The organism is Actinoplanes xinjiangensis (assembly GCF_003148685.1).
In the GTDB taxonomy this organism is placed as follows: domain Bacteria; phylum Actinomycetota; class Actinomycetes; order Mycobacteriales; family Micromonosporaceae; genus Actinoplanes; species Actinoplanes xinjiangensis.
Map to the genome: position 1 here is coordinate 139,322 of NZ_QGGR01000021.1, position 26,097 is coordinate 165,418.

Annotated in this window: 27 protein-coding genes and 1 pseudogene; 17 read left to right on the top strand and 11 right to left on the bottom strand. The window is 68.5% G+C overall.

Annotated elements, in window-relative coordinates:
- Positions 1-2: 2 nt before the first annotated feature.
- Positions 3-245 carry a thioredoxin family protein gene (locus BC793_RS35235; protein WP_109600557.1) on the top strand — a complete coding sequence of 81 codons (243 nt, stop codon included), beginning with the start codon at positions 3-5 and terminating at the stop codon, positions 243-245.
- Between the two features lie 78 nt (positions 246-323).
- On the opposite strand, the gene BC793_RS35240 is transcribed toward BC793_RS35235, so the two are convergent.
- A complete protein-coding gene (locus tag BC793_RS35240) occupies positions 324-1,187 on the bottom strand; it encodes an aquaporin (RefSeq protein ID WP_158319461.1) in 864 nt (287 codons plus the stop codon).
- Positions 1,188-1,866: 679 nt separating this feature from the next.
- On the opposite strand from BC793_RS35240, the gene BC793_RS35245 reads away from it, so the two are divergent.
- Entirely contained in the window at positions 1,867-2,844 is a 978-nt protein-coding gene (locus BC793_RS35245; RefSeq protein WP_239170475.1) for an Acg family FMN-binding oxidoreductase, read from the top strand.
- Between the two features lie 29 nt (positions 2,845-2,873).
- Here BC793_RS35245 and BC793_RS35250 read toward each other — a convergent pair whose 3' ends face one another.
- A complete protein-coding gene (locus BC793_RS35250; RefSeq protein WP_109600495.1) occupies positions 2,874-3,515 on the bottom strand; it encodes a response regulator in 642 nt (213 codons plus the stop codon).
- A gap of 318 nt (positions 3,516-3,833) precedes the next feature.
- Between BC793_RS35250 and BC793_RS53035 the strand changes: the two genes are divergently transcribed.
- Both BC793_RS53035 and BC793_RS35260 read left to right on the top strand, forming a co-directional pair.
- Positions 3,834-4,940 carry a methyl-accepting chemotaxis protein gene (locus BC793_RS53035; RefSeq protein WP_158319462.1) on the top strand — a complete coding sequence of 369 codons (1,107 nt, stop codon included), beginning with the start codon at positions 3,834-3,836 and terminating at the stop codon, positions 4,938-4,940.
- A gap of 462 nt (positions 4,941-5,402) precedes the next feature.
- The gene (locus BC793_RS35260) at positions 5,403-5,663 is read left to right on the top strand and encodes a BON domain-containing protein (RefSeq protein ID WP_109600499.1); all 261 of its coding nucleotides are present in this window, start codon (positions 5,403-5,405) and stop codon (positions 5,661-5,663) included.
- Here the strand turns inward: BC793_RS35260 and BC793_RS35265 are convergent.
- Both BC793_RS35265 and BC793_RS35270 read right to left on the bottom strand, forming a co-directional pair.
- Entirely contained in the window at positions 5,648-6,367 is a 720-nt protein-coding gene (locus BC793_RS35265) for an SRPBCC family protein (RefSeq protein WP_203896489.1), read from the bottom strand. The two genes, BC793_RS35260 and BC793_RS35265, sit on opposite strands and share 16 nt — an antisense overlap.
- Complete coding sequence (locus BC793_RS35270) at positions 6,364-6,564, bottom strand: hypothetical protein (RefSeq protein WP_146246593.1); 201 nt, start codon at positions 6,562-6,564, stop codon at positions 6,364-6,366. The genes BC793_RS35265 and BC793_RS35270 overlap by 4 nt, the downstream gene beginning before the upstream one ends.
- 182 nt (positions 6,565-6,746) lie before the next feature.
- Between BC793_RS35270 and ppdK the strand changes: the two genes are divergently transcribed.
- From ppdK to BC793_RS49135, 3 genes are read left to right on the top strand one after another with little or no spacing between them, the layout of a single operon-like run.
- A complete protein-coding gene (gene ppdK / locus BC793_RS35275) occupies positions 6,747-9,407 on the top strand; it encodes a pyruvate, phosphate dikinase (RefSeq protein WP_109600503.1) in 2,661 nt (886 codons plus the stop codon).
- A 9-nt stretch (positions 9,408-9,416) separates the two neighbouring features.
- A complete protein-coding gene (locus BC793_RS35280; RefSeq protein ID WP_109600505.1) occupies positions 9,417-9,761 on the top strand; it encodes a hypothetical protein in 345 nt (114 codons plus the stop codon).
- Positions 9,762-9,811: 50 nt separating this feature from the next.
- Entirely contained in the window at positions 9,812-10,519 is a 708-nt protein-coding gene (locus tag BC793_RS49135; protein WP_146246594.1) for a hypothetical protein, read from the top strand.
- A gap of 84 nt (positions 10,520-10,603) precedes the next feature.
- Here BC793_RS49135 and gap read toward each other — a convergent pair whose 3' ends face one another.
- Positions 10,604-11,623: a type I glyceraldehyde-3-phosphate dehydrogenase gene (gene gap / locus BC793_RS35290; protein ID WP_109600509.1), complete on the bottom strand. Its 1,020-nt coding sequence runs from the start codon at positions 11,621-11,623 to the stop codon at positions 10,604-10,606.
- Between the two features lie 179 nt (positions 11,624-11,802).
- On the opposite strand from gap, the gene BC793_RS35295 reads away from it, so the two are divergent.
- Together BC793_RS35295 and BC793_RS35300 are read left to right on the top strand one after the other, a co-directional pair.
- Positions 11,803-12,714: an ABC transporter ATP-binding protein gene (locus BC793_RS35295; RefSeq protein WP_109600511.1), complete on the top strand. Its 912-nt coding sequence runs from the start codon at positions 11,803-11,805 to the stop codon at positions 12,712-12,714.
- Positions 12,704-14,341 carry an ABC transporter permease gene (locus BC793_RS35300; RefSeq protein ID WP_158319463.1) on the top strand — a complete coding sequence of 546 codons (1,638 nt, stop codon included), beginning with the start codon at positions 12,704-12,706 and terminating at the stop codon, positions 14,339-14,341. Before BC793_RS35295 ends, BC793_RS35300 begins: the two co-directional genes overlap by 11 nt.
- 27 nt (positions 14,342-14,368) lie before the next feature.
- On the opposite strand, the gene BC793_RS51830 is transcribed toward BC793_RS35300, so the two are convergent.
- From BC793_RS51830 to BC793_RS52485, 3 genes are all read right to left on the bottom strand, one after another.
- Positions 14,369-14,524, bottom strand: a complete 156-nt coding sequence (locus BC793_RS51830; RefSeq protein ID WP_239170476.1) for a hypothetical protein — start codon at positions 14,522-14,524, stop codon at positions 14,369-14,371.
- Positions 14,525-14,854: 330 nt separating this feature from the next.
- Entirely contained in the window at positions 14,855-15,322 is a 468-nt protein-coding gene (locus BC793_RS35310; RefSeq protein ID WP_239170477.1) for a Crp/Fnr family transcriptional regulator, read from the bottom strand.
- 52 nt (positions 15,323-15,374) lie between these two features.
- Positions 15,375-15,905, bottom strand: coding sequence for a BON domain-containing protein (locus BC793_RS52485; protein ID WP_109600517.1), 531 nt, complete (start codon positions 15,903-15,905; stop codon positions 15,375-15,377).
- Between BC793_RS52485 and BC793_RS35320 the strand changes: the two genes are divergently transcribed.
- From BC793_RS35320 to BC793_RS35335, 4 genes are all read left to right on the top strand, one after another.
- Positions 15,798-16,661 carry a universal stress protein gene (locus tag BC793_RS35320; protein ID WP_109600519.1) on the top strand — a complete coding sequence of 288 codons (864 nt, stop codon included), beginning with the start codon at positions 15,798-15,800 and terminating at the stop codon, positions 16,659-16,661. The two genes, BC793_RS52485 and BC793_RS35320, sit on opposite strands and share 108 nt — an antisense overlap.
- 78 nt (positions 16,662-16,739) lie before the next feature.
- The gene (locus BC793_RS35325) at positions 16,740-16,955 is read left to right on the top strand and encodes a PLDc N-terminal domain-containing protein (protein ID WP_109600521.1); all 216 of its coding nucleotides are present in this window, start codon (positions 16,740-16,742) and stop codon (positions 16,953-16,955) included.
- A 110-nt stretch (positions 16,956-17,065) separates the two neighbouring features.
- Entirely contained in the window at positions 17,066-17,947 is an 882-nt protein-coding gene (locus tag BC793_RS35330) for a universal stress protein (protein ID WP_109600523.1), read from the top strand.
- Positions 17,944-18,918 (top strand): GNAT family N-acetyltransferase, encoded by a 975-nt coding sequence (locus BC793_RS35335; RefSeq protein WP_158319465.1) that lies wholly within the window; start codon positions 17,944-17,946, stop codon positions 18,916-18,918. Before BC793_RS35330 ends, BC793_RS35335 begins: the two co-directional genes overlap by 4 nt.
- A gap of 115 nt (positions 18,919-19,033) precedes the next feature.
- On the opposite strand, the gene BC793_RS35340 is transcribed toward BC793_RS35335, so the two are convergent.
- Positions 19,034-19,933 carry a universal stress protein gene (locus BC793_RS35340; RefSeq protein ID WP_158319466.1) on the bottom strand — a complete coding sequence of 300 codons (900 nt, stop codon included), beginning with the start codon at positions 19,931-19,933 and terminating at the stop codon, positions 19,034-19,036.
- A gap of 478 nt (positions 19,934-20,411) precedes the next feature.
- Between BC793_RS35340 and BC793_RS35345 the strand changes: the two genes are divergently transcribed.
- From BC793_RS35345 to BC793_RS35350, 3 genes are all read left to right on the top strand, one after another.
- On the top strand, positions 20,412-22,982 hold the full coding sequence (locus BC793_RS35345; protein ID WP_109600528.1) for a cation-translocating P-type ATPase: 2,571 nt from the start codon (positions 20,412-20,414) through the stop codon (positions 22,980-22,982).
- Between the two features lie 90 nt (positions 22,983-23,072).
- Entirely contained in the window at positions 23,073-23,267 is a 195-nt protein-coding gene (locus BC793_RS51835; protein WP_239170478.1) for a universal stress protein, read from the top strand.
- Positions 23,192-23,605 carry a universal stress protein gene (locus tag BC793_RS35350; protein WP_239170479.1) on the top strand — a complete coding sequence of 138 codons (414 nt, stop codon included), beginning with the start codon at positions 23,192-23,194 and terminating at the stop codon, positions 23,603-23,605. Before BC793_RS51835 ends, BC793_RS35350 begins: the two co-directional genes overlap by 76 nt.
- 186 nt (positions 23,606-23,791) lie before the next feature.
- On the opposite strand, the gene BC793_RS35355 is transcribed toward BC793_RS35350, so the two are convergent.
- Positions 23,792-25,807: a hybrid sensor histidine kinase/response regulator gene (locus BC793_RS35355; RefSeq protein ID WP_146246595.1), complete on the bottom strand. Its 2,016-nt coding sequence runs from the start codon at positions 25,805-25,807 to the stop codon at positions 23,792-23,794.
- A gap of 9 nt (positions 25,808-25,816) precedes the next feature.
- Positions 25,817-25,918: pseudogene (locus tag BC793_RS52930) on the bottom strand (hypothetical protein); the annotation flags it as partial.
- On the opposite strand from BC793_RS52930, the gene BC793_RS52490 reads away from it, so the two are divergent.
- Positions 25,874-26,005, top strand: a complete 132-nt coding sequence (locus tag BC793_RS52490; protein ID WP_282959004.1) for a hypothetical protein — start codon at positions 25,874-25,876, stop codon at positions 26,003-26,005. The pseudogene BC793_RS52930 and the gene BC793_RS52490 overlap by 45 nt on opposite strands.
- The last annotated feature ends 92 nt before the right edge of the window (positions 26,006-26,097 follow it).

A 26,097-nucleotide genomic window follows, 5' to 3' on the forward strand; every position in this document is an offset into this window, starting at 1 on the left:
TGATGTTCATCAAGATTCTCGGGCCTGGCTGCGTCAACTGCCACACCCTCGAGCAACTCACCCGCGACGCGCTCGCCGACCTGCACCTGACAGCCGAGATCAGCAGCGTGACCGACTATCCCACCATCGTCGCCTACGGCGTCATGACCACACCGGCCCTCGTCGTCGACGACCGCGTCGTACTCGCCGGGCGAATCCCTACCGCGGCTCAACTCCGTGACCTGTTGACCACCGCAGCGGACTGATCAGGCGGACGCCTCACTGCCGAAACCACCCCAACCTGGCGAGGCACCTTAAACGGCATAGCCCGCAAATAACGTGAATCAGACGCCCTCGGAGACGAACTCAATCAATTCATCATCGTACGGGCGATGCCTCAGTGGCGTGTCGCGGTCATCCGCTTCCCGGCGTATCGCCGTCCCACGGCCTCGGTCGTAGATCACGTCGATCCGAGGCCGTGGGGTAACGATCCTCGGCGCCGGGGGTCGCACGTTGCGGGCGTGCCGGAGCCGATGAGCGGCCCAGCCGGCGAGCATGCCGCCGGCTACCGGTGCGACCAGGTAGACGGCAAGCAGACGGAGTTCGCCGGAGAACAAGGCCGGCCCCAACTGCCGTACCGGGTTGGCGGAGCCCCCGGTGGCTGTGCCTAACAACGCTCCTTGAAGCCCGAACAGACCCCCGACGACCCAGGCCGCCCGCCACCGCGGTCGGGAGGCCGTCATCCAGCACATCAGCCCCACTATGACCAGCAGGGTCATCGCTTCGACGGCTGCAACGTACGCGCCGGTCCAACCCTGGCCCGGCTGCACCACCGCCCACCGGGCTGGCCCCTCGGACACCGAGGGACCCCAGGCGACTCTGAGGAGGGCCGCCGCGGCGATCGAACCCGCTGCCTGGGCAACGAGGTAGGGCAGGACCCGCCGGGCCGATAGGTGGCCGGCCGCGAACATACCCAGGGTGATCGCCGGATTCATGTGCGCACCGCTGAAGCGTCCCGGCGGGGAGGTGGCGAACCCGACGATGATCAGGCCGACAAGAATCGACACAGCGGCGACTCTGAGACGCATCTCGTTCGCTGAAGCGTCCGGCGGCGTGCTGCCGATCCCCCAGTGGACGAGGGTGAAAACGGTGGCCATGAACACGGTGGTCATGCCGAACTCCACTGCGGCGGCGCGGGCGTCGGTCATGGTAGGCCGCATTGTCCCGGGCCTTTCGATCTCCATGCCGTGAGCATCGTCCAGAGATCACGGTCCCAGCAGGGTCCATGGTCCCGTCGCCTCGGGCAGCCGGCGATCTGTCCGGTGTCCTACCGGGGATGAGGGGGCGAAGGGGGGTGCAGGCCCGGCTTCGGTAAGCCCTGCCGTTTCGGGCCGTTAGGCCCTGACGGCGTTCTGGTCGTCGACATAGCGTCAGCTTTGGGGCCATGGCCGTTCTAGTCACCCGGGAGCCGAGATGATCGTCTTCAGAAGGTTGCTGTGCGTGGCCGGTCTGCATTCAGGGCCGTGGTTGCTTTCCGACGGCCGATGCGAAAGCGTGCGAGTCTGCACCGCATGCGGGAAGACGGACAAGATTGTCCGCCACACCTGGGGTGGGTTCGTCTACGTCGATGCGGGCCGCTGTGGACAGGTTCGCCGCTGCGAGCGGTGCGCGACGACGCAGTCCCGGACCTGGCATGCATGGGGTCCATGGCGGTATGCGAACACGGAATTCGGGGCGCCGCAGATCCACCGGTGCCGCCGATGCCACGAGACGGAGAAGACCGCCTACACGCTGCGATGAAGCGTTCGGGCGGGATCACGGCCACGGTGTGCACCGTGGTGACGCCACGAGTCCGGAGGTTCTGCCATGACCATGTCAGACGACTATGTGACCGGCGCCGGGGCGCGTACCGCACTGGAGGCGGCCGCTCGGGCATCGCTGCGCGCTCCGTCGGTTTTCAACACTCAGCCTTGGCGGTGGCGTCTCGCCGGCGATGTGCTGGAGCTGTCGTCCGACCCGGCTCGCCGGCTGGGAGTGACCGACGCTGAGGGGCGTCTGCTTCTGCTCAGCTGTGGTGGCGCGCTGCATCATGCACAGGTGTCGCTGGCAGCCGGCGGCTGGCTCGTCGACGTACAGCGACTCCCGGATCCAGAGCGCCCGGATCTGCTCGCCCGGGTGCGGGTGACCGGGCCTACCGAACCGGATGTCGAGGCTGAACAACTGGCCGCTGCCATCAGCCGACGCCGCACGGACCGTCGTCCGTTCGGCGACCGCCGGGTGTCCGAAGAGACCCTCACCCACCTGCGTCGGCTCGTCGAGGCGCGGGGGGCCTATCTGCACGTCGTGCCCGATGAGCGGGTGCCGGAACTGGCGATCTCCGTCGATGAGGCGGCCGATGCCAACTACTTCGACCCCGCCCACCGCGGGGAGCTCAGCCACTGGACGCACCGGCCGGCTTGGACCGGCGACGGTGTGCCGCCCGCTACCACGGTCCAGCCGGGCCTGCGGCGTGTGCCCGTCCGGAACTTCCTGCCCGACGGTTCGTCCGGTCTGCTTCCTGGCGCCGATCATGATGAGGGAGCCGCCTTCGTCATCATCTTCGGCACCAGCGACCATCCGGTCGATCTGCTGCGCGGCGGCGAAGCCATGTCGGCACTGCTGTTGCGAGCAACCCTTGAGGGCCTGGCCACGGCGCCGATCAGTGAGGCCGTCGAAGTGGCGTGGCCCCGGCGTTTACTGAGCCGACTGCTCTCGGGGATCGGCGAGCCCTATCTGATCGTGCGGCTCGGCTACGTCGAGGCACCCGAGGAGGTTCCGCCGACACCCCGTCGTTCACCCGCGGACGTGATCTTCATCGAGGACTGATCGCCGGCGCCGTGGAACCGCTTCGGCGGTCAGTGCGGGTGCTCGCCCAGCAGGCGGGTGGCGAGCACGGCCGCCTGGGTACGGCGTTCGAGGCCCAACTTCGCCAGGAGGCTGGAGACGTAGTTCTTGATCGTCTTCTCGGCCAGGAACATCCGGGCGGCGATCTCCCGGTTGGTGAGGCCTTCCGCGACCAGTTCGAGGATCTTGCGTTCCTGATCGGTCAGCCCGGCCAGCTCGCGAGGTTGCTCGACACCGTTACGAATGCGTTCGAGCACGCGCTGAGTGACCGCCGGGTCCAGCAGTGACTGCCCCGCGGCGACCCGGCGGACCGCGTCGACCAGGTCGTTGCCTCGGATCTGCTTGAGGACGTAGCCGGATGCCCCGGCCATGATCGCGGCGAAGAGCGCTTCGTCGTCTTCGTAGGAGGTCAGGATCAGGCCTTTGATCGATGCGTCGACCGCTCGAACGTCGCGGCACACGTCGATGCCACTGCCGTCGGGCAACCGGCCGTCCAGGACGGCGACATCGGGCCGCAGGGCGGGGATGCGGCGGGTCGCCTCCTGGGCCGATCCGGACTCGCCGACCACTTCGATGTCGCCGCCGGCCTGCAACAGGTCCACCAGGCCGCGACGGACCACCTCGTGGTCGTCAAGCAGATACACGCGAATCATGGGTTGTTCATACCGTCCGACAGCAGCTGCCGCAAAGCCTTGGCCATACCTGTCTGCCCGCTCCCACCGTTGCTGCGCCACGGTGGCGTGGGGGCGTGCCGCCGAAGCCGAGGCCGTTACGGCCGCCACCGCACCGACGATTCGCGAACCCAGCCCCTCGCCTCCGCCTCACGGGACCTTCGACCCTACCCGATATGACCCTTTGGTAATAAATTCCTAGGGTATAGGCGACTGATGACATAAATCATTGATCCGTTCTCTCGTCGGACCTAGCGCATGACGCCTCACCTTTTCGCCACGAGAACGAGGGGGTTGCAGATGTTCTTCACATCGCATTTCAATAATCCGAAACAAGGCCGCAAAGATGGATACGCCGCATCACTGCTGGAGAAGATCGCGAAGGAGAGCATCACCACCACCGGTGCCCGCCACATCCTCGACTCCGTCCAGGCGAACATCTTCGTCGCAGACCTCTCCCTCGCCATCATCTATGCCAACCCCAAAGCGATGCGGACCCTGGAACTAATCGGCCCCGAGATCGAAAGGGTCTTCGGAGTACGGATATCTGATGTTCTGCACGGCAGCATCCACCGCTTTCACAAGGACCCCGGCCGCATCGACCGGATTCTCACCGACCCGGCCTTCGAACCCCGTGACGCGGCCTTCACGTTCGGGTCCATCACCCTCGACACGCACATCAACCAGGTGAAGGACGAGCAAGGCACGGTGGTCGGCTACGTGGTGGCATGGGAGGACGTGACCGCCCTCAGAGAAGCCGAAGAACGCACCCGGGCGTTAACCGGGCAGCTCGGGCAGACCCTGACGACGATCGGGGACGCCAGCACGTCGCTGCACTCGGTGGCAAGCGCCATGGAACAATTGTCATCGACGGTTTCCGAGATCGCCCGCAGCGAGAGCCGGGCGTCCGAGGTGGTAGCCGAAGCGGTCACCGCCATCGATGCCGCGACCAGCACGATGACACGGCTTACCGACGCGTCGGGAAGAATCGACGAGGTGGTCAGCACCATTTCCCAGATCGCACGGCAAACGAACCTCCTGGCACTGAACGCGACGATCGAAGCCGCCCGGGCCGGCATCGCCGGTAAAGGGTTCGCGGTCGTCGCAGGTGAGGTCAAAGACCTGTCCAGTGCCACACAGGCGGCAACCGAACGCATCGGCCATCTCATCGTCAACGCACAAACGCTGAGCGGCGTCGCCGGTAACGAGATCGCCAAGATCGCTGCGATTGTGGACGCGGTCCGGGCGAATCAGAGCTCGGTCGCCGCCGCGGTGGAGGAACAGACCGCCACCAATCAGGAGATCACCCGCAACCTGACGACCGCAGCAAGCAACGTCCTCGCCGTCACCGATGACTTGGCAGCCTTCCTTGACACGACTTCCAACCGAGAACGATCGCACGGATGAACGACCGCTGCCGACCGGCCGCGGGATCCACCGCCGGCTCGCGGTGAAGCACAACAGATCCTCCGGCAGTGGAACAACGCCTTCATCGGTCTGATCGCGCACCATCTTGCTGCACCTCTGCTTCAGCGGCGTTCTACCGTGCAGTTCCTCGCCGTTGCCTTACCCTGAGCGGTAGGTGTGCCGGGAAGTCTGGTCGGCGGTTCCACAGCCGCGCCTACCCGAGAGTTCGTCATGCCTGTTTCGCTCCTTCACCACTGCCCGGCCGACCAACCAGGCAATGCGCCGTCTGCGTATCGGCAAGCCGCTGACCGCCTTTCCCACTGTCACGGTGAAACATCTGGTCTCGACGTCAACCGGTCAGGCCGCCCTCGGCCCCGCTGCCTGAGACGAGCACCCGGGCAGAACCGCCAGCCACGCCCGTTCGCTGCGTGAAACGCCCCGTGACGCGCTGAGGAATATGCGATGGCCATCTACTATATCGAATTCCCTGATGCCGTTTCTTCGCCGGACGATATTCGGCTCGCTGTGCGGGTGGCAGAGCAACTGGAAAACCAGTTGCCGAACCGAGGCCGCCGCATTGTGGTGGAGGTGCAGAACCGGATTGTAATCTTGCGAGGCGAGGCTCCCTCGGCACAGTTCTTTCACCTGGCCGGCCAAATCGTCTGGAAGACACCCGGTGTTGCCGACCTGTCGAATCAGCTGATTGTTCAGCCGCCACCATGATGAGCGGGCGTCCCGGCTTGGAACGACGACGACGGCTGCGTCGACAATCCGCTGCCGGGAGTATCTGGACCTGGCGGGACGCGGGGCCTGATGCGTGACGTGGTGCGTTCGGTACGTTCTTTGATCCCGAGAAGCATCCGCCGCTCCATGATCAGGCTCCCCGGTTCCATCACGAACCGAGTGACCAGTCGGCTGGCCCACGAGGCCGCGGGAGCCGCGATGCGGTTGCGGCTGAGAAGGCGTGTCTTTCCTGGGCTATCCGGGCGAAGGTGAAAAGTCCAGACCCAGTTGCCGTCCTCGGAGCAGAAGCTGAGGGTCTGTTCGGGTTCGAAGATCTCGACGCGCATGCCGGGCCCGTCCGGCCCCAATGGCAGTACTTCGCCGACTGCCAAGTGCTGGAACTGTGGGAGGATCTCGTCGGCGCTATGCATACCGAGACCGAAGAGGTTCTCGATCCAATCGTAGGTATAAGCACCGCCACGGCCACTGCCCATCTGCACCAACCACGGCCACACCGCTGCCGGCGGGGCGTCGATAATTACGGCGCGGGTGGACTGCAGGTCCGGTTCGGTGAGTAGTTCGTCGCCGGGTAGAGGGGCGGCCGCTTCTTCGAGCGTGGCGCCCCAGGTGAGATACCACCGGCGGGCGGGCGGCGAGTACGCCGCGACGGCCACGCAGGCGGCGATGATCCACGGGAATCTCATAACGACAGCACCACCTTCAGCGCTCCGATGTCGGCCAGGTGCCCGCCGGCGGGCACAAGCGTGGGGCACGGTCCGCGGGTTTGCGGCGCGCCGAACTCTTTCGAGATCACATCGACGCCGAGCACGACGGTGTGTGCCGAGTGGAGCTGTGCGGTGACGACTGTGACGAGCCCGATCCGGCCGGCTGCGACCCGCACGGCGGTGTCGCCGGGTCGGTCCTGTCCTTTCATGGCGTTCCTCCCGCCGTAGTCGACTCCGGTTCCACACTGTTCCGGCCGCCACCGCTCCAGCAGGGGCGTTCGGCCCTACTGGACGAGCCGGTCGCAGGTCTACCAACGAGAGAGAGGACTGACCACGAGCCAACGAGGGCGAGGATCGGATGTCCAGGTATGTGTACGACTTCATCGAGGGCAACAAGGACCTCAAGGATCTGCTCGGCGGGAAGGGCGCCAACCTGGCCGAGATGACCCGGATGGGTCTGCCGGTTCCGCCCGGCTTCACCATCAGCACCAAGGCGTGCCGTGAGTATCTGCGCACCGGCTCGATGCCGGCGGGCCTGCTCGACGAGGTCACGCAGCATCTGCGGATGGTCGAGGAGAAGATGGGAAAGCCACTCGGGGACACGCACGATCCGCTGCTCTTGTCGGTGCGCTCCGGTGGGAAGTTCTCCATGCCCGGCATGATGGAGACGATCCTCGACATCGGGCTGCGGGACGCGAATGTCGCCGCGCTCGCCCGGCACAGTGGCGACGAGCGGTTCGCGTGGGACTCGTACCGGCGGCTGATCCAGATGTTCGGCAAGACCGTCTTCGACGTTCCCGGCGACGAGTTCGAGACGGAATTGGCGGCGGCTCGCGAAGCCGCGGGTGTGCGGTCGGACGCCGACCTGACCGCCGCACAGTTGCAGGACGTGGTCGGCGCGTACAAGAAGGTCTTCCACGCCCACACCGGCCGCGAGTTTCCGCAGGCGGCGCACGAGCAGTTGATCCTGGCCATCGCATCGGTCTTCGAATCCTGGAACGCCGAGCGGGCCGTGCTCTACCGGCGGCAGGAGCGGATTCCGCAGGATCTGGGCACGGCGGTGAACGTGATGGCGATGGTGTTCGGCAATCGCGGTGAGGATTCCGGGACCGGGGTGGCGTTCACCCGTGACCCGGCGACCGGGAGGCGTGGCGTCTACGGCGATTACCTGCGCAACGCGCAGGGTGAGGATGTCGTGGCCGGGATCCGCAACACGATGAGCCTGGACGACCTGGCCACGATCGACCCGGAAGCCCACCGCCACCTGTTGTCGATCATGGCAAAGCTGGAGGAACGCTATCGCGACCTGTGTGACATCGAGTTCACGATCGAGAACGGGAAGCTGTGGATGCTGCAGACCCGGGTCGGCAAACGGACCCCGGCCGCCGCATTCGTGATCGCCGGGCAACTCGTCGACGAGGGAACCATCACGCTCGACGAGGCGCTGCAACGGGTCACCGGTGAGCAGCTCGCCCACCTGATGTTCCCGAGCTTCGACACTGCGGCCGCGCCGGCGCCGCTGGCCACGGGAGTTCCGGCTTCACCGGGTGCGGCGGTGGGCGCGGTCGTCTTCGACTCCGCTGCGGCGGCCGCCGCGACCGGGCCGGTCATCCTGGTGCGCCGCGAGACCAACCCCGACGACCTGCCCGGCATGATCGCCGCGCAGGGCATCCTGACCAGCCGCGGCGGGAAGACCTCCCATGCCGCGGTGGTCGCCCGCGGCATGGGCAGGACCTGCGTCTGCGGCGCCGAGGGCCTCGAGATAGGTGCGGACTCCTTCACCGTACGCGGGCAGGTGATCCATGCCGGCGACGTCATCTCCGTCGACGGCACCACCGGCCACATCTTCGCCGGGTCCGTGCCGGTGCGGCCCTCCCCCGTCGTGCGGTACTTCGAGGGCGAGCTGTCCCCCATGGGCGACCCGCTACTCTCCGCCGTTCAGCGGCTCATGGCCCACGCCGATCACACCGCGCGTCTCGGCGTGCACGCCAACGCCGACACCGGGCTCGACGCCGAACGGGCACGCCGGTTCGGCGCGACCGGGGTGGGCCTCTGCCGTACCGAGCACATGTTCCTCGGCGACCGCCGCGTACTTGTCGAACGGCTGATCCTCGCCACCGACGACGCCGAGCGCGATGCCGCCCTGGCGGCGCTGCTGCCGTTGCAGCGGGCCGACTTCGTTGAACTGTTCACCGCGATGGACGGCCTGCCGGTGACGATCAGGCTGATCGACCCGCCGTTGCACGAGTTCCTGCCCCCGCTGGAGGAACTGACCGCCCGCGTCGCCCGCGCCGAGGCCCTCGGTGAGGACCCTGGCCGCGACAGCGCCCTGCTGACGGCCGTCCGCCGCATGCACGAGGCCAACCCGATGCTCGGACTGCGCGGCGTACGTCTCGGCCTGGTCGTCCCCGGCCTCTTCGCCATGCAGGTCCGCGCCATCGCGGAGGCCGCCGCGGCGCGGGTCGCCGCCGGCGGCGACCCGCGCCCGGAGATCATGATCCCGCTGGTCGGTGCGGTTCAGGAACTCGAGACGGTACGGGCGGAAGCCGAGTCCGTGCTGGCCACGGTGACCGGTACGCCGCCGATCCGGATCGGCACCATGATCGAGGTCCCGCGCGCTGCCCTGACCGCCGGCGAGATCGCCGAACACGCCGACTTCTTCTCCTTCGGCACCAACGACCTCACCCAGATGACGTGGGGATTCTCCCGCGACGACGTCGAAGGCGCGTTCTTCGGCCGCTATCTGGAACTCGGCATCTTCGCCACCTCACCGTTCGAGACCCTCGACACCGGCGGCGTCGGCGAACTCGTCCGCACCGCCGTGGAACGCGGCCGGGCCGCCCACCCGGGCCTGATCACCGGCGTCTGCGGAGAACACGGCGGCGACCCCGCCTCGATCCACTTCTTCCATCACGCCGGCCTCGACTACGTCTCATGCTCCCCGTTCCGCGTCCCGATCGCCCGCCTCGAAGCCGGACGGGCCGCCACCACCGCGGCCGCCGCCTCGGACAGCAGATAGGAAACCCCCATGACCACCATCCTCGACCGGCGATCCGATCTGGTCACCGTGCGCGCCGGGCGGCGGGAGATCGGGGTGTACGCCGTCGGCACCGACCGGACCACATTCGTGCCTGCCGTCGATGTCACCGCCATCGTGCTCGCCACGTTGGCGACCGCCACTCTGACCGCGACGGCAGTGGCCGTCGCGGTCGCCGTGCGCCGGCAACCGGCCGTCGGCGCTGTCACCATGGGCCCCGGTGGGTGGGTCAGCGTCAAACGCGGCTCCTGCCCACCATTGCGGGCGGGGCGGTCGCAGCCACGGCCGTGGTGGGCGCACGCCCTGCGGGCACACCGCCTGGTCGCCGAGCGGTGACCACGGCCAGTGGGCTGTCCGTGGTCGTGCGGACGTCGTTGCTTCATCGCATGATGATCATCCGGGAGCTCACCGGGGAATGTCGAAGGGCTGCCCGGCTTGGTGACTGCCGTCTGCCGTCGATCGTGGAACGCGACACCGAAGCCGCTGTCGTCGGCATCGTCGCAGCGCTCGGTCCGCTCGACACGTTGGCGGTATCAGCGGGACCGCCAGCATGGCGACTCTCCGGTCCTAGGACGGACTCCCGGGCCGCACCGCTGACCATATGGCTGGACGATCGGGCCACCCAGGACACGGGTCAGAGTCTGTCGGCGCTCTTCTCTCGCCTGCAAGGTTCCACGGTGCCCGAGGTTCAGGACGTCGCCGGAATAACCGTGGACGGTGGGGACGTCGAGGCGGTGCTGGTGGCCGCCCGCCACGCCGCGCACCTGGCCCGCGTGCACGTACCGCAGCTGTTGCAGTTGGTGAACGGCGGACCGGAAGGCTCCCATGATCCCATCGCCGCGCTGTCGTGCAGGCTGATGCGTGATCGTCAACTCGACGACAATGCCTTGGGCGCGATCGGCCGGGATGCCCGGCGTGTCGCGGTGGCCTTGTCGGCGGTGGACCTCCGGCCGGCCGCCCGCCCCGGCCGGCCGGCCGTATCGCACGGGCTGCAGGTGGGTCCGCAGTTCCTGCAGGACTTCGCCGCATACGTCCGACAGCTCAGCTCGGCGTCGCCGCTCCTGCCCGGGATCGCCGATCCGGTACGGGGTTGAGCAATTCCTCCGTCTCGGCCAACGGCATCGGCCCCTGTCCCGCAAGGGCGGGTAGGGGCCGATCGGTTGCGGGAGTCGTCCCGGTCAGTTGTGGCTGGCGAACTGACGGGTCAGGTCGACGAGCCGGCTCGTGTAACCCCACTCGTTGTCGTACCAGCCGAACACCTTCGCCAGCCGGCCCTGTGCCTGAGTGAGACGTGAATCGAAGACGCAGGAGGCCGGATCGCCGATGATGTCGGCCGACACGATCGGCGCCTCGGTGTAGCGGATGATGCCGTGCATCGCCCGGCCCGGAGCCGACGCGTCCGCGACGGCATCGTTGATCTGTTCCGTGGTCGTGTCGGTGGCGAACACCAGAGTCAGGTCGCTGATCGAGCCGTCGACGACGGGAACCCGCAAGGCGACACCGTCGAGCCGCCCGGCCAGTTCGGGAAGCACCAGACCGACCGCTTTGGCCGCGCCGGTGCTGGTCGGAATGATGTTGACCGCGGCGGCGCGGGCACGGCGCGGGTCCTTGTGCGGAGCATCCAGGATGTTCTGGTCATTGGTGTAGGCATGCACGGTGGTCAGGTAACCCTGCTCGACACCGAACGCACGATGCAGGACGGCGAGCAGCGGCGCCACACAGTTGGTAGTGCAGGAGGCCGCGGACACGATCTGATGCCGGACCGGGTCGTAGGTGTCGGCGTTGACCCCCGGAACCAGGGTCGCATCGACGCCCTTGCCTGGCGCGGAGATCAGCACGCGGGAGGCGCCTGCCTTCAGGTGCAATGCGGCGTCGTCACGGGTCCGGAGTTTGCCGGTCGCCTCGATCACCAGGTCGACGCCGAGGTCTCCCCACGGAAGGCTTTCCGGTGTCCGGCGGGAGTAGACCGGGATGCTGTGCCGGCCGACGGCCAGCACATCGTCGTTGTGGCCGACCTCGGCGTCGAGGCGGCCGAACGTGGAGTCGTATTCCAGCAGGTGAGCAAGAGTCGCGGTGTCGTACAGGTCGTTGATCGCGACCACCTGAAGTTGCTGGCCGGCCGGATCCTCGGACACCAGGCGGCGCAGGAAGTTCCGGCCGATCCGGCCGAACCCGTTGATGGCAACACGGTAAGTCATCGTTTCCTCCAGCCTTTCGTCACCGTCAGCCTCGCCCCGACGGACTGACACCGGCCAGGGCCCAACGGCCCCTCAGCCCGACTTCTCCCCGGTGGTCAAGGGGCCGTTGGGCACTGACCCGCGCCGGGTGACGAGCGGACACTCGACAGTGGCTTTGCATGCCGCTGGGAGGGTCAGCGATGGACGCCATCACAGTCACCAATCTTGTCCGTAGCTACGGGACGGTCCGAGCCGTCGACGGCGTCAGCTTCACTGTCGGCCACGGCGAGATATTCGCTCTGCTGGGCCCGAACGGGGCAGGGAAGACGACGACCGTCGAAATTCTCGAGGGCTTCCGTACCCGGGATTCCGGTGAAGTCCGTGTGCTCGGCCAGGACCCGGTGACCGGTGGCCGCGGCTTCCGCGAGCGGATCGGTATCGTCCTGCAGTCGGCGGGTTTCGAGGAAGAGTTCACCGTTCGCGAGCTGTTGCGTCTGCAGGCCACCCTCTATCCACGCCGGCACGATCCCGACGAACTCATCGGCCTGGTGGAACTGGTCGACAAACGCAACACCCGCGTCAAAGCGCTCTCCGGAGGACAACGGCGCCGCCTCGACCTGGCCCTGGGCCTGGTCGGCGCGCCGGAGCTGCTGTTTCTGGATGAACCCACCACCGGCTTTGACCCCGCCGCCCGTCACCGCGCCTGGGCGCTGATCGGCCGGCTGCGTGATCTCGGTACGACGGTTCTGCTCACCACCCACTATCTGGAGGAGGCGCAGGAACTGGCGGACCGGGTGGCCGTGCTGCGGTCCGGCCGACTCGTCGCGATCGGCAGCCCCGACGAGCTGCGCGGCGATGGTGGTGCGCCGGCCACGATCAGCTTCACCCTGCCGGTCGGCGTCGACCCCGGCGACCTGCCGTCACTGTCCGGGGAGATCCACACCGGAGGTCACACCGCCCGGGTACGCACCCACGCAGGCGTTGTGGATCTGCAGGCACTGACCAGCTGGGCAGTCGAGGCCGGGCACGGCCTCGATGACCTCACCGTGTCGCCGCCGACCCTGGAAGAGGCCTATCTGGAACTCACCGGGGAGGCCGGACATGACCGTTGACGAACACACCATCACACCGCCGGCCTGGACCCGGTCGCGTCACTGGTCAGCCCTGTCCGGGCACGCCATTGCGGCTTTTCTCCGTAACCCGATGGCGGCCTTCTTCACTCTCGTCTTTCCGCTGACGTTTCTGGTCATCGTCGCGGCGCTGGTCGGCGACCAACGGACGGAGACCGGCGCACCGGTCGCCCAGATGCTCATCGCGCCGTTCGCGGTCTTCGGCGTGGCCCAGGCGAGTTTCACCATGCTGGCCGTGGACACGGCGGCCCTGCGCGAGAGCGGTGTGTTGATGCGGCTGCGCGGCACGCCCGTCTCCGCATCGACGGTGATCGCCGCCCGCATCACCGCGGCGGCGGTCGCCTCGCTGGCCGCGGTACTACTGCTGACCGCCGCCGGGACCGCTTTCTACGGCGTCGACATCGTCTGGCACAAGGTGCCCGCGCTGGTGGCCACCCTGATTCTCGGGATCGCCTGTCTGGCGGCTCTCGGATTGGCGTTGACGTCGCTGACCCGTACCGTGCTCGGTGCACAAACCCTGGCCCAGGGCATCCTGATCCCGCTCGCCTTCATCTCCGAGGTTTTCATCGTCGGCGCCCGGCTGCCCGATCCGCTCGCCGTGACCGGTTCACTGCTACCGCTCAAACACTTCGCCCGGGCCGCGGCCGAAACGTTCCAGCCCGGTCCCGGTGCAGGTTTCTCCTTCGGCCATCTCGCCGTCCTGGCGGTGTGGACGGTCGTGGGAACGGTGGTCGCCGTCCGGTGGTTCGGCTGGAGCCCACGCGGGACCACCGGGCCGCCCTCCTCAACCGGGACAATCGCGCCGGCGCCGGTGGCAACCCTTTCGGAGCCGCGGCTGACCGGCCCGGTCAGCGGCCTTGCGCTGCTCGCCGGGCAGGTTCACTACGCGCTGCTCGGCCTGCGCCGTGACCTGCTGTCGGTGTTCTTCACCGTGGTGTTTCCCGCCGTTCTGCTCGTTCTCTTCCCGTCGGTGTTCGGTGATACCTCGGTGCACGGCGTTCCGGTCGGCCGCTACCTGCTGGCCGGGATGATCACGTACGCGGTCGCCGTCGCCGGTTGGGTCAATTTGCCGGAGAGCATGGCGGGCGCCCGGGCCGCCGGGATTCTGAAACGGCTGCGCGGGACCCCGCTTCCCTACGCCTACCACGTCGCCGGGCGAGTGCTCTCCGCTCTGATCACCGCAGTGGCATCAACCCTGCTGTTGAGTGTCCTGGCGGCCGCGATGTTCGGAGTACGGCTCCGCCCGCCCTCGGTGCTGATGCTGGCGGTCGCGGTGGTAGCCGGAGGTTGCTGTTTCGCGGCGCTCGGCCTGGCCCTGGTCGCGGTCCTGCCCTTGGCCCGGTCCGTCGTCGCCGTCACGCTCGGGACGCTGCTGCCGCTGTGCTTCGTCTCCGAAGTCTTCGTCGCCGGTCAGGCGACCATGCCGTCCTGGCTCGCGGCGATCGCCGACGTCTTCCCGCTGCGGCATCTGCTGACGGTCGTGCTGGCCGCCACCGAACCGGACACCGCAGCCTTGGCGACGGTGTGGCCCCACCTGGGCGTCATCGCTGCCTGGACCGTGGCGGCCGCCGCCGTGGTGCTGGTCCGCGCACAGCGACCCACCTCCTGACCGGCGCGGGCCGCACGGACTTGGACTTCAAGAGGCGCCGGACCGGCGGCTGATCTGGAACACCGGATAGTCGGCGGCGATCGCCTCGAAATCCACCAACGGCGTGTGCGGGGCGACCGGGACATGGGGCCCGGGCACCCCGGGCAGCCGCCACGAACCGCCGCAGGATCGGCGAGCGCTCAACCACCTCGACCTCGGTCAGGTGAACCAGTTCGCGGGTGCCGTGCGTCAACACGGCGGCTCCGTGGGCGGCGCGGACATTGGCGACCCGCTTCGCCTGCCTGCCGAGATCGCCACCAGATATCGCTCACCCTGGTGGACGGTGACGAACAGCGGGCGCGTGACGGGTTGTCCACTGCGCGGCTGATGGCCTCCAGGGTGACCCACGTGCTCGGGCCCAGGCGACCGGATGCGAACTGCACGGCGGAGTGGCGATTGAGAAGGCGAGCCAGGCGGTTGAGTCGGCCGCCGGCATACATTCAGCCCCGGAAGCGTGCACCGGCTCTCACGACGTCACGCCGGGAAGGCGTAGAACTCGACCAGCCGGTGGCGGGCTGCTTGCAGGCGTTCGGCCGCGACATCCAGGAGCCGGGCGTCGAGCTCGCGGCCGAGTACCGCATCGTCGGCCATCAGAGCGCGCACCCGTGTGGCGTCGAACTCCACAGCGCGGGCATCCTCGGCCACGACGGCGCCGAACCGCCAGCGATACGGCGGCCGCGACCAGGACCAGCCGAGAACCGTCTCGGGACCGATCCGTTCGACGACGATGTCGCCGCGCCCGGGAACGTGAAGGTCGACCGCCACCACGCCGCCGCACAGCAACCAGAACCGGTCGGCGGCGGCATCCTCGCGGAACAGCCGCCGCCCGGCCGGTAGGTGGACCGGCCGTCCCGCCATTGCCATCCGCCGCAGCCATACGGCCGGGAAGTCGGCGATGAAAACGTGCATGGCGAGCTGGTCGAAGACACTCATAGACGTCATGTGATCATTCCTCAGAGTCGCCTTCTGTACGGTTCCGGGTTCCATTGCGGGGTCAGGCGACGCCGAAGATGGTGCCGGCGCTGAGGATCTCGCGATCGTCGTTGTCGAACCGGAGCGAGTCGACGACCCCCACCACGCCGGGGACCTGGCGGACGAATCGCACCGATCGGTCGGCTGTCGATCGGTGGCCGACCCGGCCAGTGAGGGTCACCACGCCTTCCCGTACCCCAGCGGTCGCCGGATCCCCGTCGGCCTCATCGCCGACAAGGCACTGGCACCCGGCTGACCTGGCGGGTTCCCACCGGCGGATAGAAGAGGACTTCCGGCCCTGCCAGGCCGGCGGCACCGGCCCGCACGATGGACCAGGGGCGGCAGGCCCGGCACCTGTCGTGATGCCATCGGCGCAGGCCTGATGACATAGACGGCTGCCAGGATGCGGCCGCGCCGTCACTGTCAAGGGGGCAGGTGATCCGTCATGGGCTACTCGATCGGCGTCGGCATCGGCGGGTCCGGTGGGTCGCCGGCGTTGGCGTGGGCCGTCGAACAGGCCGAGTGGACCAATACGCCTCTCGTGCTCGTGCATGTTTGTACGCCCGGCTCGCCGCTGGAGCACCTCACCGGCGTACCCGCACCGGCGGAGTTGGAACTCATCGATCCACCTCTCGCCCGCGCGTACGCGAAGACCCGAGCACGTGTCGGTGGGCGACGTGTCTCCCTGCGGATCTTCGGCGGCGATCCGTCGGACCGGCTGGTCGATGCGTCAGCGGGCGTCCGGCTCCTGGTGATAGGCGCCGGTGCAGGCGGCCGGACGGTACGGCGGGTGCTCCGGCAAGCGCACTGTCCGGTAGTGGTGGCCCGTGCCGCACCGCCGCCGGCGCCCAGGGCCCTGTTCGGCGGACACGTGGTGATCGGAGTGGACGGCAGCTCGGCGAGCCAGACCGCGATGGAGTTCGCGGTCCGGTACGCCGCCGAACATCGCCTGCCGTTGGCCGCCGTCCACGTCTCCGCGGCGAGCTCTGAAGACTACTTCTACGACGACGTCACGCTGTCCACGCACTTCACCACCGAGCCGGCCGCTCTGGAACTACTGGCCGACGCGACAGAGCCGTGGGCTGTGAAATGCCCGGCGATACCGATCAGGCGCGCCGTTATGCACGGTCCGGTCGTCGAAGCCCTTACCCGGGCCGGCGTGGGCGCCCGGCTTCTTGTGGTCGGCGACAAACGCCGCGGCGTGATCGGCCGTGCCCGTACCGGAGACGTACCGCTGGCGGTGGCGATTGAGGCGTCGTGCCCGGTCGCCGTCGTTCCGGAGCAGCAGCACCAGACTGGCCCGTTGTGATGGGCCGGTTTCCGGCGTCGATCCCCACCAGGGCGGCATGACCCTGGACAACCCGCATCAGTGAAGGAGACAGGAAACATGACGCATACAACCTGGCGAGGCCTGCCGCGCTGGCAACGAGTGACGACGCTGGTGCTGGCGCCGGTGGAGGTGGCCTTGACCGTCGTCGCCGCGGTCGACCTGTCACGCCGCCCGGCCGGGCAGATCCGCGGCCCGAAAGCAGTGTGGTGGCCCGCCCTGTTCGTACAGCCGCTCGGACCGGTGCTGTATCTGGGATGGGGACGTCGAGCCTGAGGTACACCGGCTTGGACCAGGACCTTCGGCATCACCGGGCATGACCTGTTGCTCTGCCGATTGATATCGATACAAACCACGATGAAGGGAGAGATGGAGAAGGAGGAGCCATGCGAACTCCCACCATCGTCGTCGCCACCGACGGCGCCGCAACAGGTGCGGCAACAGTACGGTGGGCGGCCCGCGAGGCCGCACGCCTGGACATGAATCTTCGTGTCGTGCATGTCCTGGACTGGGACTGGAACACCGCCCGCTATGAGTTCGACGGCGGCAGCTTCGAGATGGCCCGCAGCCTCGCCGAAAAGGTGACGGCGGCGGCAGCAGCGATCGCCCGTGCGGTGGCGCCGCTGGTCGAGGTCACGGAGGTGACCCTGATCGGCAATCCGGCCGCACGGCTGCTCGACGCGGCCGAAACGGCGGAGTTGCTCGTTTTCGGCAGCCGAGGACACGGCGGCTTCGCCGGGCTGCTACTCGGCGGGGTCAGTCAGCGGCTCGCCACCCACGCCCCATGCCCGGTGATCGTCGTGCGAGGACGCGCCGACGCCACCGAAGGACCGATAGCCGTCGGCGTCGACGACTCCGACATCACCGAACACGTACTCTCCACAGCGTTCGCCGCCGCGGCAGGCCGCGGCACCGGCCTGGTCGCGGTCCGCACCTATCTACCGGCCGTGCCGCTGTACTACGGCTATGCCGTTCCAGCAGCCACGATCGCCACCCCGGAGCAGGACACCGCCGAACGCGCCCGCCTGGAGGAGCAGCTCGCCCCGTGGCGGGTCAAGTACCCGGACGTCTCTGTCGAAACTGTGGTGTCGCACGACAGTGCGGCCGGTGTGCTGGTCGGCATCTCGCACGGCACGCAGTTGGTCGTGGTCGGCAGCCGCGGCCACGGCGTGATCGTCGGTTCCATGCTCGGCTCGACCGGGCTGCAACTACTGCACCACGCTGACTGCCCCGTCTACGTGGACCGTCCGCGCAAGGAACATCGGTGACCTTCCAGGATCCCCCGGCGGTTCCCGCGACCGTGGACGCTCTGACCGTGGACGGTGGGATCGTCTCGATCCGTCCGATCACCTCGCGCGACCGCCGGGCCATCACCAGGCTGTATGCCGATGCGTCACCGGAGAACCTGCGCTTACGGTTCTTAGCCCTCCCCGGCTCCGCCACCCTGGCCGCCGAGAGCGATCGGCTGTGCCGCCCGGAGTCGGACGGGTTCCTGGCACTGCTGGCCTACGAGGACGACCGCCTGGTCGGGGTCGCGTCCTGCGAAAGGCTCGGTGACCTGCCGCGCGCGGAGTTCGCCGTCTTCATCGCCGACCGCGACCACGGGCGCGGCATTGGCACCCTGCTGCTGGAACACCTCACCGCCCGGGCGCACCGCCTGGGAATCACCGAGCTCGTCGTCGGCGCCGACCACAGCCCCGGCCGTCAGGCCTTGCACGCACTGCTAACGTGCGGGTTCACCGGTCGCCTCTATCCGATCAGCCGGGCGGGCGCCCCCCTCGATGGCCAGGGCACCTCTCGTAGCCTGCGCGATCTACCGGAACCGGTGGATCTACTGGTCATCGCCATACCCTCTGACCAGGTCGCCGACGTGCTCGCCGACGGCGCGGCCGCCGGGGCCTGGGCCTGGGCGGCGATCCTGCTGAGCTCGGGCCTCGGCGAAGCAGGCGCCGCCGGCCGGCAGCGGCTCGCCGCCGTGCCACGACTGGCCCGATCCCACGGCATCCGGCTGGTCGGCCCGAACAGTCTCGGTGTCGTCAACACCGATCCGCGCGTACGCCTCGATGCATGCGCGGTCCCGGTTCTCTCCCGCCGGCCGGTGGGCTGGGCGTTGCGGCACAGTCCTCGGCGACGGCCATCGCCGTTCTGGAGACTCCCCGAGCAGATGCGCCACGCGCCGAATCGCGTCGCTTACCGCCATCACCGCCTCGGGGTCCTACTGTTCAGTTCGGCGCCGTAGTACGAGTAGTCCCGAAGACCCGCGGGATCGCAGAAGCCGACATCACGCAGGTCCAGTTCGACGCAGTGTGGGCGCTGGGCGCGAAAGGCCTCGCTCAGCCGGCAACAGCCGGTGTTCAAGGCGCCATCTCAGGATCACCGCCCCGGGCCGCCGGCAACGGAGCGCTGCAAAGCGGGTCGCTGCGTTCGCGGGGCAGCGTCCGGGATCGCGGAACGGCCGGGACGAGAAGGACCGGGCAGAGCCGACGGCCGGTGGACACGACGCCACTGGACCGGTAAATGGCCTCGACCGCCCAGCCTTTGTGCCCCATTCCGGCCACGAGCAGGCGGCCACGCCAGGCTGCCTGCTCCACGGTGTAGGCGATCTCGGCCTCACTGATGAGCAGTCGAGTGACCGGGACACGCGGCCGTGCGGAGCCGCACGCGTTCAGCGCCGCGTCCAGTCGGCTTTCGGCCGCGGCCCGGTCGACGTCGCGGCTGGCGGCACCACGCCCCGGGGTCCATACGTGAACCGCAGTCAGCGTTCCACCCGCATACGCCGCCGCTTGATAGGCCTGTACCAGGGTTGTGACGGGTCCACCGGACACAGCGACGATCACGGGTCCCCGGGAGGGAACCCGCCCCCGGCTGACGAGCAGGGGGCAGACGCTGTGGTGCGCCAGATAGGCAGCGGTGGACCCCCATCCGTGGTGGACCGACGTATCGTCGCGGTGTCCGACCACCAGCAGGCATGCACGAGCGGACCATCTCAGCAGCGCTTCAGCCGCGCCCTCGTCCATCAGCGCGGGCACGACCGTCAGGTTCGGTTCCGTCTGCCGTGCCCGGCGGGTGGCGAGGTCGAGAAGGCGAACGCTCTCGGCCAGGTCCGGTACGGTCACCCGAGACTTCGGGGCCTCGAAGTGCCGGCCCGGCCAGGCGTGCGCGACCACCAGCGGCACACAGCGGTGCGCGGCTTCGGCGGCGGCAAGATCGACGGCTTGCAGTGCGGCGGACGTGCCGTCGACGCCCACCACCACGGGCAGCTTCTCCTGAACCGGCACGATGCTGTTCATAGTCGAACGCTAAACCGCCCCGGGTCCACCACATCACTGCCGACAGGCCGTACCCGGCAGTCCGTTGGCCCCGCGGCACTGATCTTGTGAAGCGGTCAGGACTTGTGACCCTGTTCAGGGGTGCGAAGTCGCACCAGGCTTGTCCTCAGGCATCCACCAGGCCGAACCCGATTCCCACTTCGGCCGGGCGAGATGACAGCGTGGCCGTCGAGCCACCAGACCCCCATGGTCAAAACGGGCACCGGCCGGCGCCGGGCACGGCATCGGTCAGGTGAACGCCGCACCCATCCGCATGAGCGGCCCTGCCATCCCTCGCGCCCGTCAGCGTGATTGTTATCGCGGTCGTATTCAGGGCCGTTGGCCCTACTCGACCCGGACACCACCCGCACAAGCTGAAGGTGCGGCGGCCGACACCCCGGCTGCCGCAGCGGGAAGGTTGACGATGACGAGCCGGACCCGAGTGGTCGTTCACACCGCGCCCGGCCTGTCCAACGGTGAGGCCGCCGAGCGCCTCGCCGCGGACGGGCCCAACATCGTCGCCGCTCCCCCACGCCGGGGCGTCCTTGCCCGGGTCGCGCGGCAACTGGCCGACCCGCTCGTCGCTCTGCTGCTGATCGCCGGGGCCGTGACCGCGTTCCTACGGGATCTTCCGGACACCGTCATCATCGTTCTGGTGGTCACGGTGAACACCGTCATCGGTGTCTTCCAGGAGGTACGGGCGGACGCCGCGATCGCCGCACTGGACCAGCTCGCCGCACCGAACACACGGGTGGTCCGCGACGGGCACGATCAGATCGTGCCGGCCGCCGACCTGGTTCGCGGCGACCATGTGCGCTTGGAAGCCGGTGATGTCGTCCCCGCCGATCTGGAACTCACCGAGGCGCAGCGTGCCACGTTCGACGAGTCCTCGCTGACCGGGGAGTCGGTCCCGGTTCATCGAGGCGTGGCCGAGACGGCCGGTGCGGGCGTCGTCCTGACCAGTGGCCGCGCTGCTGGGACGGTGGTGCGGACCGGGGCGGCGAGCGCACTCGGCCGAGTCGCCGAGCTGGTGGCACGGACCCGGCCGGGTCCGACGCCGTTGCAGCGGCGTATCGCCGCGCTCGGCCGGATTCTCGGCCTGACGGCTGTCGCGGTGTCGGGGGTGGTGTTCGCCCTCGGACTGCTGGCCGGTCAGCCGCTGGTGCGGATGGCGATCACCGCGGTGAGCCTGGTCGTCGCGGCAGTGCCGGAGAGCCTGCCGGCCGTGGTGACCCTGGCCCTGGCCCTGGGCGCCCGGCGGATGGCCGGCACCCGCGCCATCCCGCGCCGGCTGCACGCGGTGGAAACCCTGGGCTCGGTCACCGTGATCGCCTCCGACAAGACCGGAACGCTCACCGAGAACCGGATGACCGTACAGCAGGCTGTCACGGCCGACGGCAGCCGTTACACCGTCGCCGGGATCGGCTACGACCCCACCGGCGAGATCACGGGGCCGGACGGTGTCGTGGCGATCGTACCCGCGGATTTGCGGGACCTGGCCCGTGGTGGGCTGCTGTGCAACGACGCCGGCCTGCTGCCGCCGGTCGGTGAGCGTACGCGGTGGACCGCGGTGGGCGACCCGATGGAGGCTGCCCTGCTCGCCTTCGCCGGCCGGTGCGGCCTGGACCAGGCCGCCGACCCTGCCGCCGCCCCGCGCGTAGCGGAACACCCCTTCGACCAGACGCGCCGCCGGATGACCACGGTCCACCACCTCGCCTCCGGTGGTTTCCTGACCGTCGTCAAGGGCGCCCCGGAGTCCGTGCTCGACGCCGGAACGGACACGGGTCTGCTCACCGCTGCCGGGGACCTGGCGGCCGACGGGTTGCGGGTGCTCGCCATCGCCACTGCGGTCAGCGCAGACCCTCCCGATCCGGAGGACCCTCCCGCGCTGTATGCGGCCGGTCTGGTCGGTATCGGCGACCCGCTGCGCGCCACGGCACGCGAGACCGCGGAGGAGTTCGCACGTTCCGGCGTTCGCCTGCTGCTGATCACCGGTGACCACCCGGGAACCGCGGCCGCCATCGGCACCCAACTCGGCCTTCTCGGCCCGGGCGACGCTGTTGCGCGGGGCGACACCGGCCCGCTGACCGGCGAGCAGATCGCAGACGCCCGGGTGTACGCCCGCACCCAACCGGAACAGAAACTCGACATCATCGCCGCCCTCCAGGCACGCGGCGAGGTCGTGGCGATGACCGGCGACGGCGTCAATGACGCTCCGGCACTGCGCCGCGCCGACATCGGCGTCGCCATGGGCAGCGGCACCGAAGTCGCCCGGCAGGCCGCCGAGCTGGTGCTGCTCGACGACAATCTGGCCACCGTCGCAAAGGCGATCGGCGAGGGCCGCCGGATCTACGACAACATCCGTCGATTCCTGCGCTATGCCATGTCCGGTGGCGTCGCCGAGCTCATCGTCATGCTGGCCGGGCCGCTGCTCGGTATGCCGCTGGCACTACTGCCCGCCCAACTGTTGTGGATCAACCTGCTCACCCACGGTGTGCCCGGTGTCGCACTCGGCGCCGAACCGGCCGACGCCGACGTGCTACGCCGGCCGCCGCGTTCGCCGCAGGAGTCGGTGCTCGGCGCCGGACTGCTGCGCGACATCCTCGTCGGCGGAACCGTCGTGGCCGCCGTCACTCTCATCGCCGGAGTCACCGCCGATGCCATGGAACTGCCGTGGCAGTCGGTGATGTTCCTGGTCCTCGGCTTGGCCCAGCTCGGCGTCGCCCTCGCCGTCCGTGCGAGGCCCACCGCTGAAACGAGCCGCAACTGGTCGCTGATCGGCGCGGTCGTGGTGTGTGTGATCCTGCAGCTGGCCGGCGTGCTGGCCGGACCGTTGCAGGATCTACTGGGTACCGAGCCGCTCACCGCCGCCACCATCCTGGTGTGCTGTGGCATCGCAGTCATCCCGGGCCTTGCACTGCGCCTCGCCGACCGACGCCACACGACCAGGTCCGTCCGACCCGTCCCACCGGGCCCGGATGCCCTGTCCACCTAGACATCGATTGCGATCGAATGGAGGGGAGAGCGGTCGGCCCGCGCGACGTACCTCCCGTGCGCCGCACGGATCGGAAGGGAGCGCCGCACCGTGAACAACACCATCATCATCGGATACGACGGATCACCCGACGCCCGCACCGCCCTGACCTGGGCCCTAGACGAGGCAGCCCGGACACTCGCGCCGGCGGAGATCGTCTACGCGGACCAGTGGCCGATCTGGGAGCCGGCAGCGAGTTTGGTGTACTGGGCTTCGCTGCCCAGCAGGCGACGGCCCGCAACGTAGCGTTGCGAGTGATCCGGGCCTGGGCGCCGGTGACCGGCCTGTGGGCGGAGACGCCCATGGCCTCCGGCACGGTGACAACCGAGGAGCAGGAACCCTTCGACACTCTGGTCACCGAGATCCGCGCCACGTTCCCTGAACTCTTGATCGAGGCAGAGGCGACGGTCGGGCATCCAGCGGCCGAACTGGCGCTGGCCAGCGCCACGGCGCAACTGCTGGTGGTCGGCAGCCGGGGACGCGGCGCAATCCGCGGCATGCTGCTCGGCTCGGTAAGCCAGCACCTACTGCGTTACTCCGCCTGTCCCATCGCCGTCGTCCACCAGACGCCCGCGCAGAGTTGAGGATGGCGGCGGTCATGGCTAAGGCACCGTTGGTCCGAGGCCGGTAGGTGAGCACCGCTCGTGACGATGGACGCCGTACCCGACCGGTTGGGCCCGAACCCCATCGACCGGTCCGGGTACGGCACCTCCGTCGATGTGGAGCCCGCCGGGGTGCACCGCGTTGGCCCGACATCCAGGCTGTTGTGTCTACTGGCCACGGGCGCGGGTGAGGGCGTTGGCAACGGCGGTGAGGATGCCGTTCTTGGTGAACGGTTTCTGCAGAACGACGGCGTCGGTGTCGAGGTCGCCCGAGGCGGTGAGGATGGGTTGGGGGTACCCCGACATGAAGACGACGGCCGTTTCCGGGCGTACGTGTTGCAGTTGTTGAGCGACTTCCTTGCCGTTCATGTCCGGCATGACGACGTCGGTCAGCAGAAGGTCGATGGGTGTGGGATGTCCGGCTGCGAGGGCGAGGGCGGCGGGGCCGTGTTCGGCGAGCAGGACGGTGTAGCCGGCCTGGGTCAGCATGCGGGCGGCGATGTCGCGGATGGCGGCTTCGTCATCGACGACCAGCAGGGTCGAGCCGGCCGGATCGATCGGTGGCGCCGCTTCGGTGGCAGCGGGCGCCTGAGTCTTGTCGAGGGCGGGCAACAGGACGGTGACGGTGGTTCCGTGACCGGGTTCGCTGTGGATGGCGACATGACCGCCGGCGTTGGTGACGATGGCATAGACAGTGGTCAGCCCAAGGCCCTGTGCCTCGCTGAGGCTCCGCGTGGTGTAGAACGGCTCGAAGGCGCGTTCGGCGACGTCGGGCGTCATGCCCACGCCGGTGTCGCTGACCCGTAGGCGCACGTACTGCCCTGTGGAGATGCCGCGGCTGTCGGCGTACAACTCGTCGACGGTGAGATTGTCCGTCTCCAGCCGCAGGGTTCCGTCGCCGGACATGGCGTCACGGGCATTGATGGCCAGGTTCATCAGCACCTGTTCGAGCTCCCCGGGGTCGGCCATGACCTGACGCAGATCTTGACCCCGCACGGTGATCATCCGGATTTGTGGGCCGAGGGTGGCGTCCAGCAGGGCGTGCATGGCGGTGACGACATCGTTGAGATCGACCGGACGTGGTTGGACGGTGTCGCGGCGCCCGAAGGCGAGCAATTGCTGAGTCTGGCGGGCGGCCCGTTCGGCGGCGTTCTTGATCTGCTGGACGTCGAGCAGCGGGCCTGCCAGCGGCCGGCTGGCGTCCCTCTCGTTGAGGGCGGTGAGTTCCTCTTCAAGGAAGCAGATGTTGCCGATGATGACACCGAGCAGGTTGTTGAAGTTGTGCGCGACGCCGCCGGCCAGTTGGCCCAGGCTTTCCATCCGGCGCGTCACCTGCATCTCGTGGGTCCACCGGGTTCGGTGTTCCTCCATGCGGAGCCGTTCGGTGATGTCGGCGACCGCGGCGGTGACCAGCAGGCCGTCATCGGTGGTGAAAGGCGACAACGAGATGTCCACGGGGAACGAGGTTCCGTCTTTACGGAGCCCGCGCAGCGACCGGCCCTCGCCCATGTCACGAGGATGTGGCTGTCGCATGAAACCCCGCACGTGACCCTCATGTGTCGCCCGCAGCGCCACCGGGACCAGGACCTCCACGGGCCGGCCGAGCAGTTCAGCGGCAGCGTAACCGAACAGGCGTTCTGCTGCCGGATTGAGTACCTGGATGGTGCCGGCCTCGTCGACCGCGAGCACCGGGATACTCATTCCCTGGACCATCGCCTTGATGATCGCCGCCGTGCGGTGCCCATCACTGATGTCACGCCGGAACCAGACCACGCCAGTGATCTCGCCGGTGCTGCTGCGCAACGGCCAGACACGGGTGTCGTAACTGACGATGCGGCCGTCCGCTGCACGCCAGCGGTGGGCATCCAGGGTCAGATGTTCGCCGCTCAACACCCGCTCGAACAACTCGTCGGCCAGCCTGCAATCCAGGTCGGTGGCGGCCGAAGACCGGTCGAAGCCCACCACCTGGGCGGCGTGGTGGCCGAGCATGCGTTCGGTCGCCCGGTTCCACAGCAGGATCGTGCCATCCCGGTCGGCCACGGCGATCGCCTCGTCCGCGGAGTCGAACAATGCCTCGAGCAGCTGATGGTCCCGGTCCCAGTCCTTGTCAATCAGGGGGTGGATCGTCATGCGGATTCCGCCGCCGTCCGCGGCCGTTAGCGTGGAGATCGTGGCGGTGGCCATGAACCGGGTGCCGTCCTTGCGTCGGCAACGCACGCCGGTCCCGGCCCGGAACGCGGTGCAGACGGCTTGGACATCGACCGGGCCGGACAACCCGGTATCGTCGGCGACCAGTACACCGACGGGCTCGCCGACCAGCTCACCCGGCTGATAGCCCAGCAGGCGTTCCGCTTCGACATCGGCCGCGGTGATACTCCCTGAGGTTCCACCCCGGGATCGGACACCAGGGTTTTATGCCGCGAGGGCGATGGCTGGACGGTAGCAGACACGGGTCTCACGCGGGGTGCGCAGGC

What these genes read in the sequence shown, in the direction of transcription:
- BC793_RS35235 (WP_109600557.1), top strand. Translation starts at nt 3, where the DNA reads ATGTTCATCAAGATTCTCGGGCCTGGCTGCGTCAACTGCCACACCCTC.
- BC793_RS35240 (WP_158319461.1), bottom strand. Translation starts at nt 1,187, where the DNA reads ATGACCGACGCCCGCGCCGCCGCAGTGGAGTTCGGCATGACCACCGTG.
- BC793_RS35250 (WP_109600495.1), bottom strand. Translation starts at nt 3,515, where the DNA reads ATGATTCGCGTGTATCTGCTTGACGACCACGAGGTGGTCCGTCGCGGC.
- BC793_RS53035 (WP_158319462.1), top strand. Translation starts at nt 3,834, where the DNA reads ATGTTCTTCACATCGCATTTCAATAATCCGAAACAAGGCCGCAAAGAT.
- BC793_RS35260 (WP_109600499.1), top strand. Translation starts at nt 5,403, where the DNA reads ATGGCCATCTACTATATCGAATTCCCTGATGCCGTTTCTTCGCCGGAC.
- BC793_RS35265 (WP_203896489.1), bottom strand. Translation starts at nt 6,367, where the DNA reads ATGAGATTCCCGTGGATCATCGCCGCCTGCGTGGCCGTCGCGGCGTAC.
- ppdK (WP_109600503.1), top strand. Translation starts at nt 6,747, where the DNA reads ATGTCCAGGTATGTGTACGACTTCATCGAGGGCAACAAGGACCTCAAG.
- BC793_RS35280 (WP_109600505.1), top strand. Translation starts at nt 9,417, where the DNA reads ATGACCACCATCCTCGACCGGCGATCCGATCTGGTCACCGTGCGCGCC.
- BC793_RS49135 (WP_146246594.1), top strand. Translation starts at nt 9,812, where the DNA reads ATGATGATCATCCGGGAGCTCACCGGGGAATGTCGAAGGGCTGCCCGG.
- gap (WP_109600509.1), bottom strand. Translation starts at nt 11,623, where the DNA reads ATGACTTACCGTGTTGCCATCAACGGGTTCGGCCGGATCGGCCGGAAC.
- BC793_RS35295 (WP_109600511.1), top strand. Translation starts at nt 11,803, where the DNA reads ATGGACGCCATCACAGTCACCAATCTTGTCCGTAGCTACGGGACGGTC.
- BC793_RS35300 (WP_158319463.1), top strand. Translation starts at nt 12,704, where the DNA reads ATGACCGTTGACGAACACACCATCACACCGCCGGCCTGGACCCGGTCG.
- BC793_RS35310 (WP_239170477.1), bottom strand. Translation starts at nt 15,322, where the DNA reads ATGACGTCTATGAGTGTCTTCGACCAGCTCGCCATGCACGTTTTCATC.
- BC793_RS35320 (WP_109600519.1), top strand. Translation starts at nt 15,798, where the DNA reads ATGGGCTACTCGATCGGCGTCGGCATCGGCGGGTCCGGTGGGTCGCCG.
- BC793_RS52485 (WP_109600517.1), bottom strand. Translation starts at nt 15,905, where the DNA reads ATGCACGAGCACGAGAGGCGTATTGGTCCACTCGGCCTGTTCGACGGC.
- BC793_RS35325 (WP_109600521.1), top strand. Translation starts at nt 16,740, where the DNA reads ATGACGCATACAACCTGGCGAGGCCTGCCGCGCTGGCAACGAGTGACG.
- BC793_RS35330 (WP_109600523.1), top strand. Translation starts at nt 17,066, where the DNA reads ATGCGAACTCCCACCATCGTCGTCGCCACCGACGGCGCCGCAACAGGT.
- BC793_RS35345 (WP_109600528.1), top strand. Translation starts at nt 20,412, where the DNA reads ATGACGAGCCGGACCCGAGTGGTCGTTCACACCGCGCCCGGCCTGTCC.
- BC793_RS35355 (WP_146246595.1), bottom strand. Translation starts at nt 25,807, where the DNA reads ATGGCCACCGCCACGATCTCCACGCTAACGGCCGCGGACGGCGGCGGA.